Origin of the sequence: Achromobacter sp. B7, from assembly GCF_003600685.1 — a bacterium.
Lineage (GTDB): Bacteria > Pseudomonadota > Gammaproteobacteria > Burkholderiales > Burkholderiaceae_B > Achromobacter > Achromobacter spanius_B.
The window spans coordinates 2575989-2593430 of the sequence record NZ_CP032084.1 but is presented as its reverse complement, the minus strand read 5'-3'; the positions used below and the strand labels follow the sequence as shown (position 1 = coordinate 2593430).

The 17442-nt window shown below is 65.2% G+C and carries 16 protein-coding genes; 3 read left to right on the top strand and 13 right to left on the bottom strand.

Features of this window, described 5'->3' with window-relative positions:
- The first annotated feature begins 9 nt into the window (after positions 1 to 9).
- Both DVB37_RS11690 and DVB37_RS11685 read left to right on the top strand, forming a co-directional pair.
- A complete protein-coding gene (locus tag DVB37_RS11690) occupies positions 10 to 996 on the top strand; it encodes a tripartite tricarboxylate transporter substrate binding protein (RefSeq protein ID WP_046805901.1) in 987 nt (328 codons plus the stop codon).
- A 206-nt stretch (positions 997 to 1202) separates the two neighbouring features.
- The gene (locus DVB37_RS11685) at positions 1203 to 1889 is read left to right on the top strand and encodes a GntR family transcriptional regulator (RefSeq protein ID WP_046805930.1); all 687 of its coding nucleotides are present in this window, start codon (positions 1203 to 1205) and stop codon (positions 1887 to 1889) included.
- A gap of 57 nt (positions 1890 to 1946) precedes the next feature.
- Here the strand turns inward: DVB37_RS11685 and DVB37_RS11680 are convergent, their stop codons facing one another.
- The 6 genes from DVB37_RS11680 to DVB37_RS11655 form a co-directional block, all read right to left on the bottom strand.
- On the bottom strand, positions 1947 to 2333 hold the full coding sequence (locus DVB37_RS11680; RefSeq protein ID WP_120155243.1) for a nuclear transport factor 2 family protein: 387 nt from the start codon (positions 2331 to 2333) through the stop codon (positions 1947 to 1949).
- A 77-nt stretch (positions 2334 to 2410) separates the two neighbouring features.
- Positions 2411 to 3514, bottom strand: coding sequence for an alkene reductase (locus DVB37_RS11675; RefSeq protein WP_104143780.1), 1104 nt, complete (start codon positions 3512 to 3514; stop codon positions 2411 to 2413).
- 90 nt (positions 3515 to 3604) lie between these two features.
- The gene (locus tag DVB37_RS11670) at positions 3605 to 4186 is read right to left on the bottom strand and encodes a TetR/AcrR family transcriptional regulator (RefSeq protein WP_120155242.1); all 582 of its coding nucleotides are present in this window, start codon (positions 4184 to 4186) and stop codon (positions 3605 to 3607) included.
- 98 nt (positions 4187 to 4284) lie between these two features.
- Positions 4285 to 4998: a class II aldolase/adducin family protein gene (locus DVB37_RS11665; protein ID WP_120155239.1), complete on the bottom strand. Its 714-nt coding sequence runs from the start codon at positions 4996 to 4998 to the stop codon at positions 4285 to 4287.
- 28 nt (positions 4999 to 5026) lie between these two features.
- On the bottom strand, positions 5027 to 6019 hold the full coding sequence (locus DVB37_RS11660; protein ID WP_120155237.1) for a tripartite tricarboxylate transporter substrate binding protein: 993 nt from the start codon (positions 6017 to 6019) through the stop codon (positions 5027 to 5029).
- A gap of 139 nt (positions 6020 to 6158) precedes the next feature.
- A complete protein-coding gene (locus tag DVB37_RS11655) occupies positions 6159 to 7025 on the bottom strand; it encodes a LysR family transcriptional regulator (RefSeq protein ID WP_120155235.1) in 867 nt (288 codons plus the stop codon).
- Positions 7026 to 7166: 141 nt separating this feature from the next.
- Here DVB37_RS11655 and DVB37_RS11650 point away from each other — a divergent pair, with 141 nt between their 5' ends.
- On the top strand, positions 7167 to 8687 hold the full coding sequence (locus DVB37_RS11650) for an MFS transporter (RefSeq protein ID WP_120155233.1): 1521 nt from the start codon (positions 7167 to 7169) through the stop codon (positions 8685 to 8687).
- Positions 8688 to 8803: 116 nt separating this feature from the next.
- Here DVB37_RS11650 and DVB37_RS11645 read toward each other — a convergent pair whose 3' ends face one another.
- From DVB37_RS11645 to DVB37_RS11610, 7 genes are all read right to left on the bottom strand, one after another.
- Positions 8804 to 10087 (bottom strand): cystathionine gamma-synthase family protein, encoded by a 1284-nt coding sequence (locus tag DVB37_RS11645; protein ID WP_046805898.1) that lies wholly within the window; start codon positions 10085 to 10087, stop codon positions 8804 to 8806.
- Between the two features lie 350 nt (positions 10088 to 10437).
- Positions 10438 to 11463: a diguanylate cyclase gene (locus DVB37_RS11635; protein ID WP_120155231.1), complete on the bottom strand. Its 1026-nt coding sequence runs from the start codon at positions 11461 to 11463 to the stop codon at positions 10438 to 10440.
- Positions 11464 to 11496: 33 nt separating this feature from the next.
- A complete protein-coding gene (locus tag DVB37_RS11630; RefSeq protein ID WP_120155229.1) occupies positions 11497 to 12507 on the bottom strand; it encodes a chemotaxis response regulator protein-glutamate methylesterase in 1011 nt (336 codons plus the stop codon).
- On the bottom strand, positions 12504 to 14825 hold the full coding sequence (locus DVB37_RS11625; protein WP_120155227.1) for a hybrid sensor histidine kinase/response regulator: 2322 nt from the start codon (positions 14823 to 14825) through the stop codon (positions 12504 to 12506). Before DVB37_RS11625 ends, DVB37_RS11630 begins: the two co-directional genes overlap by 4 nt.
- On the bottom strand, positions 14822 to 15508 hold the full coding sequence (locus DVB37_RS11620; protein WP_120155224.1) for a chemotaxis protein CheW: 687 nt from the start codon (positions 15506 to 15508) through the stop codon (positions 14822 to 14824). Before DVB37_RS11620 ends, DVB37_RS11625 begins: the two co-directional genes overlap by 4 nt.
- Entirely contained in the window at positions 15501 to 16913 is a 1413-nt protein-coding gene (locus DVB37_RS11615; RefSeq protein ID WP_120155222.1) for a protein-glutamate O-methyltransferase CheR, read from the bottom strand. Before DVB37_RS11615 ends, DVB37_RS11620 begins: the two co-directional genes overlap by 8 nt.
- Positions 16910 to 17437 (bottom strand): chemotaxis protein CheW, encoded by a 528-nt coding sequence (locus DVB37_RS11610; protein WP_120155219.1) that lies wholly within the window; start codon positions 17435 to 17437, stop codon positions 16910 to 16912. Before DVB37_RS11610 ends, DVB37_RS11615 begins: the two co-directional genes overlap by 4 nt.
- Positions 17438 to 17442 lie beyond the last annotated feature (5 nt).

Genomic DNA, 17442 nt, shown 5'->3' with positions numbered 1-17442 from the left:
AGACAACCCATGCTGAAGATGCCTTTGCGCCGCGCCTGCCTGGGCGCATTGCTGCTTGCCGCCGTTGGCGCCGCCGTGCCGCTGGCCGCCAGCGCGCAAGCCGCTTTTCCCACCAAGCCCATCACCCTGATCGTGCCGTTCCCGGCCGGGGGCTCGACCGACCGCCACCTGCGCATCGTGGCGCAGGACGCCTCCAAGTACCTGGGGCAACCGGTCATCGTGGAAAACCGTCCCGGCGCGGGCGGCACGCTGGGCACGGCCACCATGGCGCGCACCGCCAAGCCCGACGGCTACACGATCGCGCTGTACACGCTGGCTATGCTGCGCATGCCCTACATGCAGAAAAGCAGCTGGGACCCGATCAACGACTTCAGCTTCATCATCGGGCTGTCGGGCTATACGTTCGGCTTCACCGTGCGCTCGGATTCGCCGTACAAGACGTTCAACGAATACATCGAGGCGGCTCGCAAGGCGCCGGGCACCATCGACTACGGCTCCACGGGCATCGGCTCGTCGCCGCATCTGCTGATTGAAGAAATCGCCATCAACGCCAAGGTCAAGCTGAACCACGTGCCGTTCAAGGGCAACGCCGACATGCAGCAGGCGCTGCTGGGCGGCCACGTCATGGCGCAAAGCGACGCCACGGGCTGGGACCAGTTCGTGGACTCGGGCAAGATGCGGCTACTGGTGACCTTTGGCGAAAAGCGCACCACGCGCTGGCCCGACGTGCCCACGGCGCAAGAGCTGGGCTACAAGGTCGTGTCCACGTCACCATATGGGTTGGCCGGCCCCAAGGGCATGGACCCGGCCGTGGTCAAGACCTTGCACGATGCGTTCAAGAAAGCGCTGTTCGACCAGGCCAGCATGGACGTGATGAAGCAGCTGAACCAGGAGCCGGCCTATCGCAACAGCGAAGACTACAAGGCGTGGGCGCAGGCGACCTATGTGAAGGAAAAGGGCTTGATCGAATACCTGGGTCTGATGGCCAAGGACTGACCGCCTGGGCGGTGCGCGTGGGGATAAGGCTGCGCGCACCGCGGTATGGCGGCCTTTGGGGGCAAAGGGTATGGAAGCACAACGCGCGCCCGGACCCGGTTTTGCATCCGCGCTTTGTATGCAAAAAATGTTTGTCTTTCCTGTCCGGCTTTTTGATAGACTGGCTGCCCGAAGATTTTGCCCTGCGGCCGCCGCAGCCGCGTCCCATGACCCAGGAAGTTTCCACAGACCCCAGCGCCGACGATATTGCCCGCGAAGTTTCCGCCGCCATCGTGGCGCACAAGCTTCCGCCCGGCACCCGGCTGCGTGAAGAGGCGCTGGCGCGGGTCTACAAGGTCAGCCGCACCAAGATCCGCGCCGCCCTGCTGATGCTGTCCAAGGACAAGCTGATCAATATCGTTCCGGACAAGGGCGCGTTCGTCAGCAAGCCCGATGCGAACGAAGCGCGCGAGGTCTACGCCGTGCGCCGCATCCTGGAAGCCGCGCTGGCCAAGGAATTCGTGGCGCGCGCCACGGCTGCCGATTACCGCCGCATTGACGCCCATCTGGCCGAAGAACGCGCGGCGCTTGAAGCCGGCGACGTGCAAAAGCGCAACCAGCTGCTGGGCCATTTCCACATCCTGCTGGCCGAAGCCGTGGGCAATTCGGTGCTGACCGGCATGCTGCGCGAGCTGTCGGCGCGCAGTGCCGTGATTACCGTGCTGTACCAAAGTTCGCACGATGCCAGTTGCTCGTCGCAAGAGCACCACGCCTTCATCGAGGCGGCCCGCGCGGGCAACACCGAACGCGCCTGCGCGCTGATGGACGAGCATCTGGAACACGTGCAGACAGCGCTGAACTTCACCGACGACAGCCAGGGCGGCAGCGATCTGGTGACGGCGTTGCTTAGCTAAAGCCTGTTTCCAAGGCCGTCTCCCAGCTACGCCGCCCGCTTAGTTCGGCACGGCGGTTCAGCCTTCGAACTGGTGGTAGACCTTGGCGATGACCTTCCAGCCGCCATCGATCTTGATCAACGTCAGAAAGTCGTTGTAATCCGCGCCGATCGCGTCCTTCTCCATATCAACACGCACCACGGCCGTGGTCGGCGTGATTGCCAGCACGTCCAGGCGCGTGGCGATATCAGGCGCCCGACCATTCTTCTTCACAAAATCGAACAGGTTGCCGATGGGGCCACCCAGCAGCGCACCGTTGGTGAATCCGTACATCACGGCGTCGGGATGAAAGGCTTGAGCAACGCCTTCGGCGCTGCCAAGACGCAGGCCATCGACGTATATCTGGGCGACTGCGATAACGGCATCGTAGTCTTGGGTCGCGACGGGTTTGATGTTCTTGCTCATGATGTTGTCCTTTGAGTCGGGGTGGGAAAAAGCAGGTGAAGGGAAGGAACGACGGAAGGGAAGGAACGACGGTCCGCTCAATACGAACCGTTGGGCCAATCGATGTAGCCCTTCGCGCCGCCGCCGTAATACGATTCGCGCGGCGCGACCGTCAGCTCCGCGCCACGACGCAGGCGCTCGACTAGGTCCGGATTGCCGATAAACAGCCGACCGAAAGCCACGGCACCGATCTTTCCCTGTGCGCGCCGCTTGATGGCCATTTCCAGGTCATAGTTGTTATTGCCGATGAAAGGCCCGGCAAAGAGTCCGCTCAGCGCGTCCAGATCCACACCGGCGGGCACCTCCCGCGACGTGGCGGTCGCGCCTTCCACAACATGCAGATAGGCCAGGCCAAACCGGTTCAGTTGCTTGATCAAATACCCGTACATCGCCATCACGTTGCTGTCGGGCGGCGTGTTGCCCGCATCCGGCGTCACTGGCGATAGCCGGATGCCGACCCTGTCGCTACCCCAGATGTTGACGACGGCCTCGGTGACTTCCAGCGTCAGGCGCGCTCGGTTTTCGATCGAGCCGCCGTAACGATCGGTGCGATGGTTGGTGGAGTCGCGCAGGAACTGATCCAGCAGATAGCTATTGGCGGCGTGGACTTCCACCCCGTCGAAACCGGCACGTAGAGCATTCATCGCCGCGATCTTGTATTGCTGGATGATCCCGGCGATTTCCTCGGTTTCCAGTGCGCGGGGCATGGAAACCGGTACAAAGCCGTCGACCGTATACGTGTTGCCTTCCGCCGGAATGGCCGAGGGCGCGACAGGGGCTTGGCCATCGGGTTGCAGCTGCACACTGGAAAAGCGGCCCACATGCCAAAGCTGGCTGACGATCGTGCCGCCAGCGGCGTGCACCGCATCGGTGACTTTCTTCCAGCCCGCTACCTGTTCGTCGTTCCATATGCCGGGCGTCGCGGCATAGCCGCGGCCTTGGGCAGAAATATTCGTCGCCTCGCCAATGATCAGTCCGGCTCCTGCGCGTTGTGCGTAGTAGGTGGCGTGCAATTCGTGCGGGACGCCGTCCTCGCCGTAGCGGCTGCGGGTGACAGGCGCCATAACAATCCGGTTGCTCAGTTCAATCGCCCCAAAGCGTGCGGGAGAAAACAAATCGGTGCGCGTGCTGTTATCAGTCATGGGGCATAGGTCATAAGTCATAAGTCATAAGTCGTGGGATATGGCCGCGGAAAATAGTTGACCAGTCGTCTACAAAGCAGCCAAAAAAAACTACCCGACCAGACGTTGGGTAGTTGCGAAAGCGGTATCGAAAGGCGTGGTGGCTTTGTTCAGCTTGGCAAGAAGCGACGCGCCAAGCCAAAGCTCGTAAAGCGACTGGGCCAGAGCCTCGGCCGGCACGGCTGACGTGATCGAGCCATCGTCCTGCCCTAGCCGCACACAGCGTGAGATCCGTTCAATGATCGCGTCTGTCCCGCGTTGAAGGACGATGCGCATGTCCTCGGAAAGGTCGCACATCTCGGGGCCTAACTTGACCACCAGGCATTTATCGTCCGGCAGGTCCGTGCCTTGCGTGTCAGCCCAGTATTTGAAGTAGCCCAGCAATCGCTCTGCGCCGGAGCCATCCGCTGCCAGCAGGCCGTCCACCGTCCGCAGATAGTCGGCAAAGTACTCGTCCAACAACGCCTGGCCGAATTCCCCCTTCGACTTGAAGTAGTAGTAGAACGAACCTTTTGGTACCCCCGCCGCCGCCACTACCTCGGCCAGGCCGACGGCGGTGTAGCCCTTTTGGGTCATCAGGGCTCGGGTCACATCAAGAATGTGCTGGCGCGTCTCTGCTGCTGGCTTTTTCATTTTGCGAGTGTACAGAAAAAACCGACCAGTCGTCTAGGTTTGTGTAACGACCGCGCGGCGTACGGGGTCGTCAGGTCAGCCAGCGCGAAGCGGCACCGTCATTCGAACGCCTTTTTCTTCCACAGCTCCCATGGCCGGCCCATCACGCCGGCCATCATCTCGTCGGCCATTGAGGCTTCGGCGTCCGACAAAAAGGTGATTTCACCGTTCAGCCCGATAGCCTTCTGCTGAAGCGAAGCGTTCATTTCGGTATAGACGGCGCGATAGACGGCCACTGGCAGGCCGTTGCCCACGGTGACAAAGCCGTGCCCTCGCATCAGCGCTACGTGGCTTTGTTTCAGCGAACTGGCAAGCTCTCGACCGTGGTCGCGATTGCGTACCAGCATGTCGGTATCGCCGAAGCAACAGCGGATGTCGAAGACCGGCGCGCCTGCGCCCAGGAAACCGGCCATATGGTAAATCGGCCGCAACCGCACGTTGGAACCCGCAAAGGGAATGACGGAGGGGGAATGGCTGTGCACCACCGCCTGCACGTCGGGCCGCGCGCGATAGATTTCGCCGTGTATATACCGTTCCAAGTATGGCTTGCGCGTGTCAGCGCCAACGGGCTCGGAGTCCTCGTTGAACTGCATGATGTCGTCGGCCGTCACCAATTCGGGAGCAAGCGAGCGCGACAACAGGAAATGGCCCGGGTTGTCGGGATGACGCACGCTGACATGTCCGAACCCATCCAGAACGCCGAAACGGGCCAGGATGCGGTTGGCTACGACCAAGTCTTCGATGAGGGCATTGATGGGCGATTTGTCGTTCATAAGGGCTCCTTTGATTGCCGGGATCCGACTATTGGTCGAGCGAAATGTTGGCCTTCCTTGCCACGGCTCCATACAGTTCGATATCCGAGTCCAGCTGCCGCGCCATGGCCGCGCCCCCCGTTTCCGAGGTTTCGTAGTAGCGCTCGTGGAACTCCTTGCGCACCGCCGGATCCGCCATGGTGGCGACGACGGCATCCTGGAATTTTTCCTTCACGGCCGCAGGCAGACCCTGCGGGGCGAACAAGCCGAACCACACGGAGATGTCCAGTTCGCCGAAAGGCGCGGTCTCGGCGATGGCGGGCACGTCGGGAAGGAACGAGGCCCGGTTTTTAGAGGCCACGGCGATCAGCCTTAACTTGCCCGCTTGGGCGTGCGGCGCCAGGTTCGGGATGGTGCTCATCAGGATAGGCACCTGGTTGCCCAGGCCATCGTTGATCGCCGGGGCGCAACCCTTGTAGGGCACGTGTACCAAATCCAGCTGCGCCATCCGCTTGAACGACTCTCCAGCGAAATGCTGAGGCGTGCCGTTGCCACATGACGAGTAGCTCAGCTTGGTACTGTTCTGCCGGATATAGCTGACCAGTTCCGGTACGTTGTTCGCGGCGATTGCCGGGTTCACGCCCAAGGCGACCGGTGCCGAAACCAGCAAGGAAATCGGTGCAAGGTTCTTTTTTACATCCGGCGTGCCGCGCATCGTCAGGGCCGCGTTGATGGTAAGCGTGCTGTTCGTCAGCAAGAAGGTATAGCCGTCGGGCGTGCCTCGCGCGACCTGGTTGGCACCGATGTTGCCCGATGCGCCCGGCTTGTTGTCCACGATCACCGTCTGCCCTCCCAGATGGGCTGGCAGCTTGGCGGCGATTAACCGCGCCACGACATCGGCGCCTCCACCCGCCGCGAATGGCACCACTACCGTGATCGGCCGGTTGGGATAGGAGTCATCCGCCCTGGCCGCCGCAAAACCTAGCATCAAAAAACAGGAACTGAGCGCGCACAAGCGCCTGACGAGCGTTGGATGTCGCACGTTTTGTCTCCGTTATGAGTTTTTATGTGCAGCTATTGTCGGCAGGCGGGCATGGCGTTTCCAATGAAATTATCTTATTAGCCATGCCATTTTTTGTATGGCTTGAGCTCGCTTCGACCGCCATCGAACCGAGCTCGCATCACCCCAGCAATTGCCCCATCCGTTCCTGCAACCAAACCTCGGTCGCGCTTAACGTTGCCCCTTGGAGCCACAGCGCGCGCACCGACAGCATCGGCAAGGACAGGCCCGCGCACGGCACGCGCGCCAGCGTGCGGCGAAAGCTTTCGTATTCCGCGATGTTCAGCGGCAGGATCGCCCAGCCCAGCTCGTCCGCCACCATGCCGGCGATGCTGTAGAAGCTGTCCGTGCGCCACACCGTCGGGCTCAGCACCACCTCTTCCACGCCTTCCATCTGCATCACCAGTTGCCGATAGCGGGCCAGATCGCTGCGCGTGACCTCTGCCAGTTCGGTCAGCGGATGCCCCGACGCCACGAACACCGCCTGCGCCACATTGCCCAGGTAACGGTGCGCGAACGCGCTGCCCGGGTCGCCCCGGTCAAAGTGGAACGCGAGGCTGGCGCGGCCTTGCTGCACGTAGTCGGCCACCTCGGTGGCGGTGCCGTTCAGCTGCGTTAATTCCAGGGCGGGAAAGCGGTCGGCCACTTCGACCACCAGCGCGCCCAGCACCTGATACGGCAGCGCTTCGTCCAGCGCGATCGACAGGCGGGCATCCTGCCCGGCGGCAAACGACAGCGCCCGCTGGTCCAGCCCGCCCGCCTGCCGCAGCAGTTCGCGCGCTTCTTGCAGCATGACTTCGCCGGCGGGCGTCAGGGTGGCGTTGCGGCGCGACCGGTCGAACAGTTCCACACCCAGATCCGCCTCCAGCAGGCCCACCGAGGTGCTGATGGCGGACTGTGCCCGCCCCAGCCCGCGCGCCGCCGCCGAGAAAGAGCCGGCGTCGGCCGCCGCGACGAAATGCCGAAGTTGGTCCAGGGTCCATTGCATGAGCGCCTCCTTAATTCATCTATTTTATAGATGGAATCAAACTTTTTAAGGCAAATAAACAGATAGATAATGCGTGCCTTGCGCTTGGCAGCCGCCCTTGCGGCGCAACAACCCAAGCGTGGATTCAAAGGGAGTAGAACTATGCAGCGGACTCATTCGAACGCTGTCGCCACGGCCGATCCGCGCCGTTGGCTGGTGCTGGGCATTGTGTCCATCGCCTTGTTATTGATCGTGGTGGACATGACGGTGCTGTACACCGCCCTGCCCCGGCTGACGCACGAGCTGGGCGTCACAGCGTCGGAAAAATTGTGGATCGTGAACGTGTATGGCCTGGTGGTGTCGGGCCTGCTGCTGGGCATGGGCACGCTGGGCGACCGGCTGGGCCACAAGCGTCTGTTCATGATGGGGCTGGTGGTGTTTGGCGTGGCTTCGCTGGCAGCGGCGTATTCGCCGGCCGCCGCCCCGCTGATCGCGGCGCGCGTGCTGCTGGCCGTGGGCGCCGCCATGATGATGCCCGCCACGCTGTCCATCATCCGGCTGACTTTCGCGCAAGAGCGCGAGCGCGCCATGGCGATCGGCATCTGGGCCTCGGTGGCCTCGGGCGGCGCGGCGCTGGGGCCGGTGGTGGGCGGGGTGCTGCTGGAGCATTTCTGGTGGGGGTCGGTGTTCCTGATCAACGTGCCGATTGTGCTGCTGGCGCTGCCGCTGGCCTGGCGGCTCATTCCGGCCAGCCGCCCCGCCACCGCGCGGCCGTGGGACCTGACCGGGTCGCTGCAAGTCATGGCCGGCTTGATCCTGTGCGCCTATGCGCTAAAGGAACTGGGCCGCGCGTCCACGTCGTGGCTGCATGCGGGCCTGGCCTGCGCCGCCGGGGTCGCGATGCTGACGGTGTTCGTGCGCCGCCAGCGCCGCCGGCCTTATCCGCTGATCGACTTTGCCATCTTCCGCAACGCCACCTTCAGCTCGGGCGTCGCCGCCGCGCTGTTCGCCGGCGCCGCGCTGCTGGGCCTGGAACTGGTCTTCAGCCAGCGCTTGCAGCTGGTGCTGGGCATGTCGCCCATCCAGGCCGCGCTGTTCATCCTGCCGCTGCCGCTGGCCGCTTTCGTGGCCGGCCCCGTGGCGGGATGGCTGCTGGCCTACGTGCGCGGACCTCGGCTGATGTTCCTGTCGCTGGCCGTCTCGGCGGCGGGCATGGGCGCGTACCTGCTGTGCTATGACGGCGCCGTGCTGCCGCAGATGGTCAGCCTGAGCGTGCTGGGGCTGGGTATCGGTGCAACGATGACGGCGGCGTCCAGCTCCATCATGCAAAGCGCCACGCCGGAACGCGCGGGCATGGCGGCATCGATTGAGGAAGTGTCGTACGAGCTGGGTGGTGCGCTGGGCGTGACGCTGATGGGGTCCATCCTGTCGGGCGTGTACGCCAACACGCTGGACGTGCCGCCGGCGTTGGCAGCAGCCCCCGCACTGCGCGACAGCCTGGACGAAGCGTTGATCGTGGCCGAAGGCCTGCCCACCGACCTGGCAGCCACGCTGACCGAGTTGGCCCGGACGGCGTTCGACACGGGCTACGCCGCGGTCATCGCCACCGCCACGGTCATGCTGGTGGCCACCGCCGCGTTCGTGCTGCTGAACCGGTCGCGGCGGCAGGCGGTGGCTGCGTAAGGTGGCTGCGTAAGGTGGCTGCGTAAGGTGGCTGCGTATGTGGCTGCGTATGTGGCTACGTATGTGGCTGCGTATGGTGGCGCAACCCGTCCCCTGCCCCCTAAGCATCCAAGCGCTCAGCGCGTGCGAAACGCGTTGTCCATGTCCGCGATCAGGTCTTCTTCGTGCTCCAGCCCGATCGAAATGCGGATCAGCCCTTCCGACACGCCCGCCGCCTCGCGTTCGGCGGCCGGCACGCCGGAATGGGTGGTGGACGCGGGATGGCACACCAGCGATTCCGTGCCGCCCAGGCTCACGGCCGACTTGAACAGATGCAGCGCGTTGATGAAGCGGAAGGCGCGTTCGCGGCCACCGTCCAGCACGAACGCAAACGTCGAGCCAGGCCCCGTGCACTGCCGCTTGTAGACTTCCTGATAGGCGCGATCCGCAATCATCTCGGGATGAAAAAGCGTGACCTTTTCGTAGGGGTTGCCGGCCAGCCATTGCGCCACCTTGGTCGCCGTGCGCGCGGCCTGCTTCATGCGCAGCACCACGGTTTCCATCGACCGCGTAATCATCCAGCACGAATGCGGGTCCAGCTGCGAACCGAACGCGCTGCGTATCGCGCGCACCTTCTTGATCAGGTCCTTGCTGCCCGTCACCGCGCCCGCCACCAGGTCGCTGTGACCGCCCACGTATTTCGTCAGCGAATACACGCACAGGTCCACGCCATGCTCGGCCGGCTTTTGGAAGATGGGCCCCAGCAGCGTGTTGTCGCACACCGAGACCGGGCGATAGCCGTGCCGCGTTTCGAAGGCGTCCAGCTCGTTCTTCATGCCTTCGAAATCGATCAGCGCGTTGGTGGGGTTGGCGGGCGTTTCCACGTAGAAGACGCGCACCGGCCCCTTGGCCGCCGCCGCTTCCAGCGCCGCGCGCATGTGCTTGGGCGACAGCCCGTCCTGAATGGGGTGCGAGCCAATACCCCATTCCGGGAAAATCTTGGCAATCAGGGTTTCCGTGCCGCCGTATAGCGGCAGCGATTGCACCAATTGGTCGCCCGGGCGCAAAAAGGCCATCAGCACGGCGCTGATTGCGGCCATGCCACTGGCCGTCACGGCCGCCGCCTCGGACCCGTCCAGCAGGGCCAGCCGGTCTTCCACGATTTCCAGGTTGGGATGGTTGAAGCGGCTATAGACCAGCCCGGCGGATTCGCCCTGGGGCAAGGGTTTGCGGCCCGACACCAGGTCGAAAAACGCCGCGCCGTCCTCGGCGGACCGGAAGGCAAAGGTGGACGTCAGGAATACCGGCGGCTTGACCGCCCCTTCGGACAGGAAGGGGTCGTAGCCGTACGACATCATCTGCGTTTCCGCATGCAGCGGACGGCCAAAGATATCTTTCTTGTGATAGGTCGAATACGTCATGGTGTGCCTCTTTCTTCGGGGTTCCAGCCGACCGGGCAGGCGCGTGTCGCATGCTGCGACGATAGCGCCAGCCGCCTCGGGATGTCTTGCAGTATTAATGAGAAATACTGATGAGAAACTTTGTTTCCCATTCGCACTTGTCCCTGAAAGACACTGCCTTGTTACATCAACTGGACGCGATCGATTGGAAAACCATGAAAATCCGTCCGGAAGATGGCCGGCTCAGCAAGGCCGAGCAGGCCGCCCGCGTGTCGCTATCGGCCCTCGCCCTGCTGGAAACGGTTAACGCGCCTGGAGCGCCTTGCGCGCATGAAGCAAAGTCGTCAACCCCGCTTCACCTGTCGCGGCGCCTAGGCAGGCGCTTGCATCTGCCCGGGAACGACGCGGTTGCGGCCGTCGCGCTTGGCTTGGTAAAGGCCGCGATCGGCCACCTGGATCAGGTCGGTGCAGGGTTGGTCGGCCACCGGAGTGGCCGTGGCCGTCCCGATACTGACGGTCAGCCAAGGGCCCGAACCCGTGTCCTTTTGCGGAATCTGCATGGCCTCGACGGCGCGCCGCAGTTTCTCGGCCGCCAGCCTGGCGCTGCCCGCCGGCGAGCCTGGCAGCACCAGCGCAAATTCTTCGCCGCCAAAACGGGCGGCCAGGTCGGTGGACCGGTCGCAGCTGGCGAAGATGGTGTTGGCCACGCGCTTGAGCGCCTCGTCGCCCGCGATGTGGCCATAGGTGTCGTTGTAGGCCTTGAAGTGGTCCACATCGATCATCAACATGCTGATTTCGCGTTGGTCGCGACGCGCGCGTTGCCATTCGGCATTCAGGTATTCGTCGAAATACCGGCGGTTGCCCAGGCCCGTCAGCCCGTCCGAATTGGTCAGGCGGCGCAACTCCATATTGCTTTCCAGCAGCTGCTGCTGGCTTTGGCGCAGCGCCTGGTAGGCCTCGTCGCGCTGCACCAGCGCCAGGTACGAACGCGAGTGATAGCGGATGCGCGCAACCAGTTCGATGGCGTCCGGCAGCTTGACCAGATAGTCATTGGCGCCGGCGGAAAACGCCGCGCTTTTGATGGCTGCGTCTTCCTTGGTGGACAGCACGATGATGGGAATGTCGCGCGTCACCGGATGGCTGCGGTATTCCTTGACCAGGCTCAGCCCGTCCACGCCCGGCAGCACCAGGTCTTGCAGGATCACGGTGGGCCGCGTCTGGATCGCCACCGTCAGCGCTTTGTACGGGTCCGAGCAATAGTGGAAATCGATGTTCCCTTCCGTGGCCAGCGCCCTCCGGATCGCTTCGCCGACCATCACCTGATCGTCAACCAGCAGCACCATGGCTGCGTGCGCGTTCAGGTCGGCCGAGGCTGCGCTGTCGAAAGGTGGGTGCATGGTAAGTCCTTGATGTCGAACGGGATCGAGCGCTCAGGCCAAGGCCTGAATCAAGCGCGGCGCGATCTGGTCCAATGGTTTGATTTCCACCGCGGCCTGCATGGCGGCGGCCGCCTTGGGCATGCCGTAGACGGCACTGGTGGCTTGGTCTTGCGCGATGGTCAGGCAGCCCCGCTCGCGCATGGCCTTCAAGCCACGCGCGCCGTCCTGGCCCATGCCGGTCAGCAGCACGCCAACCGCCGTGCCGCGCCAATGCTGCGCCACGCTGTGAAAGAACACGTCAATGGAAGGCCGATACAGGCTTTCTTTTGGGTCTTGCGTGTAGCGCAGCGTGCCGTCGGGCAGCAGATGCAGATGGTCGTCCGTGCCCGCCAGCAAGATCTGGCCGGGCATCGGCCGTTCGCCCTCGCGCACCAGCCTGACGGGCAGCTGCACCTGGTCGTTCAGCCAGTCCGCCATGCCTGCCGCGAACGAGGCATCCACGTGCTGCACCAGCACGATGCCGGCGGGAAAATCCAGCGGCAGGTCGCCTAGCAGCTGGGCCAATGTGGCCGGGCCGCCCGCCGAGGCGCCGATCACCAGCAGGCGTTGCGCGTCGGCACGCGCCGCCCATTTGGGCACGGGCGTCAGCGTGGGCCGGTTGCCATAGCGCCCGATCAGCCAGCCGATGTTGCGAATCTTGCGCAGCAAGGGCGCGGCGGCGGCACGCATGTCGCCGCCGCTGACCACCGGCGTGTCCACCGCGTCCAGCGCGCCGTGGCCCATGGCGTCGAACACCCGCGCCGTATGGCGGGCGACGTCCACCGTCACCACCACGATGGCGCACGGCGTTTCCGCCATGATGCGGCGCGTGGCCTCTACCCCGTCCATGACGGGCATGATGAGGTCCATCAAGACCACGTCGGGCCGGTCGCGCGCGCATTGCGCCACGGCTTCTTCGCCGTTTGACGCCACCCACGCCACTTCCAGCCCCGGTTCCAGCGCGATGGCGCGGCGCAGGGTTTCAACCGCCATCTGCATATCGTTGACGATGCCGATTCTCACGTCAGTGCCTTCCCGATCAAGTCCTCGACGGCGTCCAACAGCGCGTCATCGTGGAAGCTGCCCTTGGCCAGATAGTAATCAGCGCCGGCGTCCAGCCCGCGCCGCCTGTCTTCTTCGCGATCCTTATACGACACCACCATCACCGGCAAGCCCTGCAGCTTGGGGTCGGCCTTGATGCGCGACACCAGTTCGATGCCGTCCATGCGCGGCATGTCCACATCGGTCACGACCAGGTCGAAATCCTCGCCGCGCAGCATGTTCCAGCCATCCATGCCGTCCACCGCCACGGCCACGTCGAAGCCCCGGTTCACCAGCAGCTTGCGTTCCAGCTCGCGCACGGTCAGGGAATCGTCCACCACCAGCACGCGCTTGCGGCGCCGCTCCTGGGCGATGGGGCCACCGCCGTCCACCCGCGCCAGCCGCCCGCCTTCGATCAGCTTTTGTACCGACAGCAGCATGTCTTCCACGTCCAGGATCAATAGCGGCGTGCCGTCGTCCATCAGCGCGCCCGCCATCACGTCCTGCACTTTGCCCAGCCGGGGGTCCAGCGCTTGCACCACCAGCGTGCGCTCGCCGACGTAGCGGTCAACGGCGATGCCGTACCGCTTATCGTGGTCGCCCACGACCACCACGGCCATGGACTCGGTCGAGGGCGCGGGCTCGCCGCCCCGCAGGATCTGCCGCGCGGACACCAGGCCCACCTGCCGGCCCATGAAGCGAAAGTGCTGGTGCCCTTCCAGCTGCTCGATCTCTTGCGAGCGCACCTGCAAGGCATGGCTGACATAGGCCAGCGGAAACGCGTAGATGTCGCCTTGCACCTCGACCAGCAGGCTGCGCACCACCGATAGGGACAGCGGCATTTCCAGCACGAAACGCGTGCCCTGCCCGGTCGTCTGGTGCACACGCACGGCGCCGCGCAGCTGGCGCACCATGGTCTGGACCACGTCCAGCCCCACGCCGCGTCCTGAAATTTCAGTGACTTCGCCGCGCGTGCTGAAGCCGGACAGAAACAGGAATTCCAGCAGCTCGGCTTCGCTTAGACGGGCGGCCGTTTCCGCCGTGGTCAGCTTGCGCTGCACGACTTCAACGCGTAGCCGATCCAGCGAAATGCCGGAGCCGTCATCGCTCAGTTCAATCACCAGCATGCCGGCCGAATGGCGCGCCGACAGCCGGATCAAGCCTTCGGGCGGCTTGCCGACGTCCATGCGGTCCATCGGCATTTCAATGCCATGATCCACGGCGTTGCGCAGCAGGTGCATCAGCGGCGCGTCCAGTTTTTCCAGGATGTCTCGGTCCACCTGCGTGGCGTCGCCGTCTATTTCCAGCCGCACCTGCTTGCCCAGCGATCGGCCCAGGTCGCGCACCATGCGCGCCATGCCGCCCACGCCGTCGGCAAACGGGCGCATGCGGCACGTCAGCGCGGTGTCGTACAAGCGCTGCGCCAGATGGCTCATGCGCCAGCCGAATTCATCCACTTCATTGGTGCGTTCAATCAGTTCCTGCTGGCATTGGTCCACGATGCGCTGCGCGTCGTCCAGCGCCGCCTGGGCGCGCGCGTCCAGCTGCTGTCCGGCCAGGGCGCTGCGCACGCCGTCCAGCGCTTGCGCGGCGCCCGCCTGCATGCGCCGCAGCCGCAACATGGACGCGCCAAACGGCCCGACCCAATGCGATTCCACCAGCGTTTCGCTGGACAGGCCCAGCAATTTATTGAGCGTGTCGGCCGTGACGCGCAGCACGCGTTCGCCTTCGGAGAGCCCCTGGTCGGAGCTGCGGCGCACCGGCGCCGGGGTGGGCGATGCGGGCGAACCCGGCACGCCCAATGGCATCGGATCGGGCGACCTCGGCGGCGTTGCCGTCAGCGGCTCGTCCTCGACGCGCTTGATGGGCGGCAGGAAATCCGACGGCCGGGGCGCACGCGGCGGCACGGCCGGCGGCGCGTTGGGCGCGCTGCTCAGGCGCACCACCACCTCGTCGATTTCGCCGCCCAGCTCCGCGCCCGGCGTAGCGACCCGCTGCAACAAATCGGTGCCCAGCAGCAAGGCGTCGATATCGTCTGCCTGCAAGCGCAACCGCCCTTCCTGCGCGGCCACCAGGCAATCTTCCATGGCGTGCGCGATGCGGACGGCCGGGTGCAGGTCCACGATGCGCGCGGCCCCTTTCAGCGAATGCGCCGCCCGCATGCAGGCTTCCAGCTGCGCCGCCGAGGTGGGGTCGTGTTCCAGCGCCAACAGGCCGTTGTTCAACACCTGCACCTGGGTGCGGGTCTCAAGCTGAAACAGCTCAAGCAGCGAGGCGTCGCGCATTTCGTCCGGGTTCACGCCAGACTCCGTTCCAAAGCTTGCATCAACTGGGTTTCGTCCAGCACGCCCACGCTGCGGCTGCCGCAGCGCTGCACCCCGCGCGAATATTTCAGGCCCGCGCCCTGCACCGTCGACGGCAGCGGTTCCAGCCGGTCCAGGTCGACGGCGTGTATCCCTTCCACCTCGTCCACCGGCAACACCACGGCCCGGCCCGCGCCGCCGAAGATCAACATGCGCGCGGCGCCCGAGCGTTCGCGCACATCCAGCGGGGCCGGCGTCATGTCCAGCCCCAACAAACGCGCCAGCGACACGCAGACGGTCAAGGTGCCGCGCACATTGGTCACGCCCAACACTGCCGGGTCGCGGCGATGGGGCAGCGCCAGAATGCCGCGCGTGCCGGCCACTTCGTCCAGCGCGCGCGTCGGCAGGCCCAGCCATTCGCGGCCCAGCCGGAAGACCAGCAGCGAAGACATCTGAACGTCTTCATGGGGTTTGTCGTGGTCGGCGTCTGGCGAATCACCATCAAACGCGTCCATCTGCGGCGGCAGGCGGTCCAGGATGCGTTTGGCGGCGGCGGCGTAGACGGGGCAATTGCGGCAATGCACGTGCTCGGGCAATTGCGGGCAGGTTTTGTCGCCCCGGATGCCGATGCGGTTCCAGCAGTCGTCCACGTCGGACAGCAGCGCGATGGGTTCAACCACGTCTGGCCTCCTGTCGCGCCGCGCGCGCTTGCAGGCGGCGCGCGCCTTCGATATCGCCCGCCGACGCGATCAGCGCGGCCAGGTGCAGCAGCGCCTCGCGGTGGGTGGGGTCCAGGTACAGCGCCTTGCGGTAGGACGCCTGCGCCTCGCGCGAGTCGCCCGCCGCATCCTGCAACAGGCCAAGCAGATGCAGCGCGTCGGCGCTGACGCCGTGGATGTCGATATGCGCGCGGCACTGCGCCAGCGCGTCTTGCACGCGGCCCCGGTCGGCCAGCGCGGCGATCTGGCGCAGGGAAGCGTCGGCGCTGGGGGATGGGCTGGTGGATGTGCTGGATGTACTGGTCGATGCGCCGGTCGCCGCGCTGGGCGATGCCTGCCAGCTAGCGGCGTTTGTCGCCCCCGACGTCGACCCGGACGTCGACCCGGACGTCGCGGTCGGGCCGGCCACGGATGAGCGCATCGGCGACGCCCCCGAAGCGGGCGGAATCGCCGCATGCGGCACCGGCAGGTGTCCGGTTGGGACCTGCGCCACCGGCCGTCGGGGCGGCGTCCACGCGTGCACGATCGGCCGGGACGCCGCGGGCATATCGGCTTGGGGCGGCATGGCTTGATTACGGAAGGCGAACGAGCGCGCCATTGCCACCGACGGCAGGCGGCGCGCGGTCAGCAAGCTGGTTTCAGCCGGACCCACGAAGATGACGCCGTCGGCGCGCGTGAAGCGCCGCAGCACCTGCACCGCGCGCTCCTGAGTCGGCCCGTCGAAATAGATCAGCAGGTTGCGGCAGAACACGAAGTCATACGGCGACGTGCCCAGCAGCAACTGGCTGTCGAACACGTTGCCCTGCCGAAAGCACACGCGTTCCCGCACCTGCGCGGATAGTTGATGGCCGTCGGCCGTCTCGGCAAAGTGGCGGTCGCGGTACGCCAGGTCGTCGCCGCGAAACGAGTTGCGCCCATACACGGCGCGTTGCGCAAACTGGACCATGCGTTCGCTGATGTCCACGGCATCGATCTGGAAACGCGCAGCGGGCACCCCGGCGTCCAGCAAGGCCATGGCAATGGAATACGGTTCTTCGCCGCTGGAACACGGCATGCTCAACACGCGCAGCACGCGGTCATCGGGCGCGCCCGCCGCGAAAAGGCGTTCACGCGCCAGCGCGGCCATCGCCGTCTGCGATTCCGGATACCGAAAGAACCAGGTCTCGGGCACGATCACGGCTTCGATCAGCTGCTGCATCTCGGCCGGCGTGGTGTGCAGGCGCGTCAGGTAATCGTGTTCGTCGGCCACGCCCGCCGCGCCCATCCGATGGCGCACGGCGCGTTCAACGGCGGCCTTGCCGATGGAGCCGCTATCCAGCCCCATCTTGCGTTTGAGCAAGGCGCTGAATTCGTCGACCAGCATCATGGCGTGATCTCCCGGTCCGCCGGGTACAGCATCGCGCGCACGGACGGCGGCAGCAGTTCGTTCACGCCCACCGCCTGCACCATGCCGCGCCCGTCGTTCAGCACGGGCCCCAGGTAGCGCGCATTGGCGTTATCCAGCGCAAACGGCTGGAACGCGGCGGGGTCGTAATGCACGGTTTCGGTGGCCTGTTCCAGGATCAGGCCCAGCACATGCTCGGCCGCCGACCCGGCCGCCCGATAGCGCACCAGCGCCAGGCGGGTGCTGGTCACGCGCGCCGCGTCGGCGTGGCCGGCCAGCGCGCTCATGTCGATGGCGGGCACCGCCGCGCCGCGCCATTGCAACAAGCCCGCCACCCACGACGGGGCGCCCGGCACTTGCTTGAAGACGCGCAGGCCCAGCACCTCGATCACATCTCCCGCGTCCAGCGCATAGCGGTCGCCGCCGATGCGGAACAGCAGATACAGCCGCCTGGCCGCCGCGTTGGCGGCGACGCTGGGCTTGGGCAAGGACGCAGTTTCCAGCATGGAAG

What these genes read in the sequence shown, in the direction of transcription:
- DVB37_RS11690 (WP_046805901.1), top strand. Translation starts at nt 10, where the DNA reads ATGCTGAAGATGCCTTTGCGCCGCGCCTGCCTGGGCGCATTGCTGCTT.
- DVB37_RS11685 (WP_046805930.1), top strand. Translation starts at nt 1,203, where the DNA reads ATGACCCAGGAAGTTTCCACAGACCCCAGCGCCGACGATATTGCCCGC.
- DVB37_RS11680 (WP_120155243.1), bottom strand. Translation starts at nt 2,333, where the DNA reads ATGAGCAAGAACATCAAACCCGTCGCGACCCAAGACTACGATGCCGTT.
- DVB37_RS11675 (WP_104143780.1), bottom strand. Translation starts at nt 3,514, where the DNA reads ATGACTGATAACAGCACGCGCACCGATTTGTTTTCTCCCGCACGCTTT.
- DVB37_RS11670 (WP_120155242.1), bottom strand. Translation starts at nt 4,186, where the DNA reads ATGAAAAAGCCAGCAGCAGAGACGCGCCAGCACATTCTTGATGTGACC.
- DVB37_RS11665 (WP_120155239.1), bottom strand. Translation starts at nt 4,998, where the DNA reads ATGAACGACAAATCGCCCATCAATGCCCTCATCGAAGACTTGGTCGTA.
- DVB37_RS11655 (WP_120155235.1), bottom strand. Translation starts at nt 7,025, where the DNA reads ATGCAATGGACCCTGGACCAACTTCGGCATTTCGTCGCGGCGGCCGAC.
- DVB37_RS11650 (WP_120155233.1), top strand. Translation starts at nt 7,167, where the DNA reads ATGCAGCGGACTCATTCGAACGCTGTCGCCACGGCCGATCCGCGCCGT.
- DVB37_RS11645 (WP_046805898.1), bottom strand. Translation starts at nt 10,087, where the DNA reads ATGACGTATTCGACCTATCACAAGAAAGATATCTTTGGCCGTCCGCTG.
- DVB37_RS11635 (WP_120155231.1), bottom strand. Translation starts at nt 11,463, where the DNA reads ATGCACCCACCTTTCGACAGCGCAGCCTCGGCCGACCTGAACGCGCAC.
- DVB37_RS11615 (WP_120155222.1), bottom strand. Translation starts at nt 16,913, where the DNA reads ATGATGCTGGTCGACGAATTCAGCGCCTTGCTCAAACGCAAGATGGGG.
- DVB37_RS11610 (WP_120155219.1), bottom strand. Translation starts at nt 17,437, where the DNA reads ATGCTGGAAACTGCGTCCTTGCCCAAGCCCAGCGTCGCCGCCAACGCG.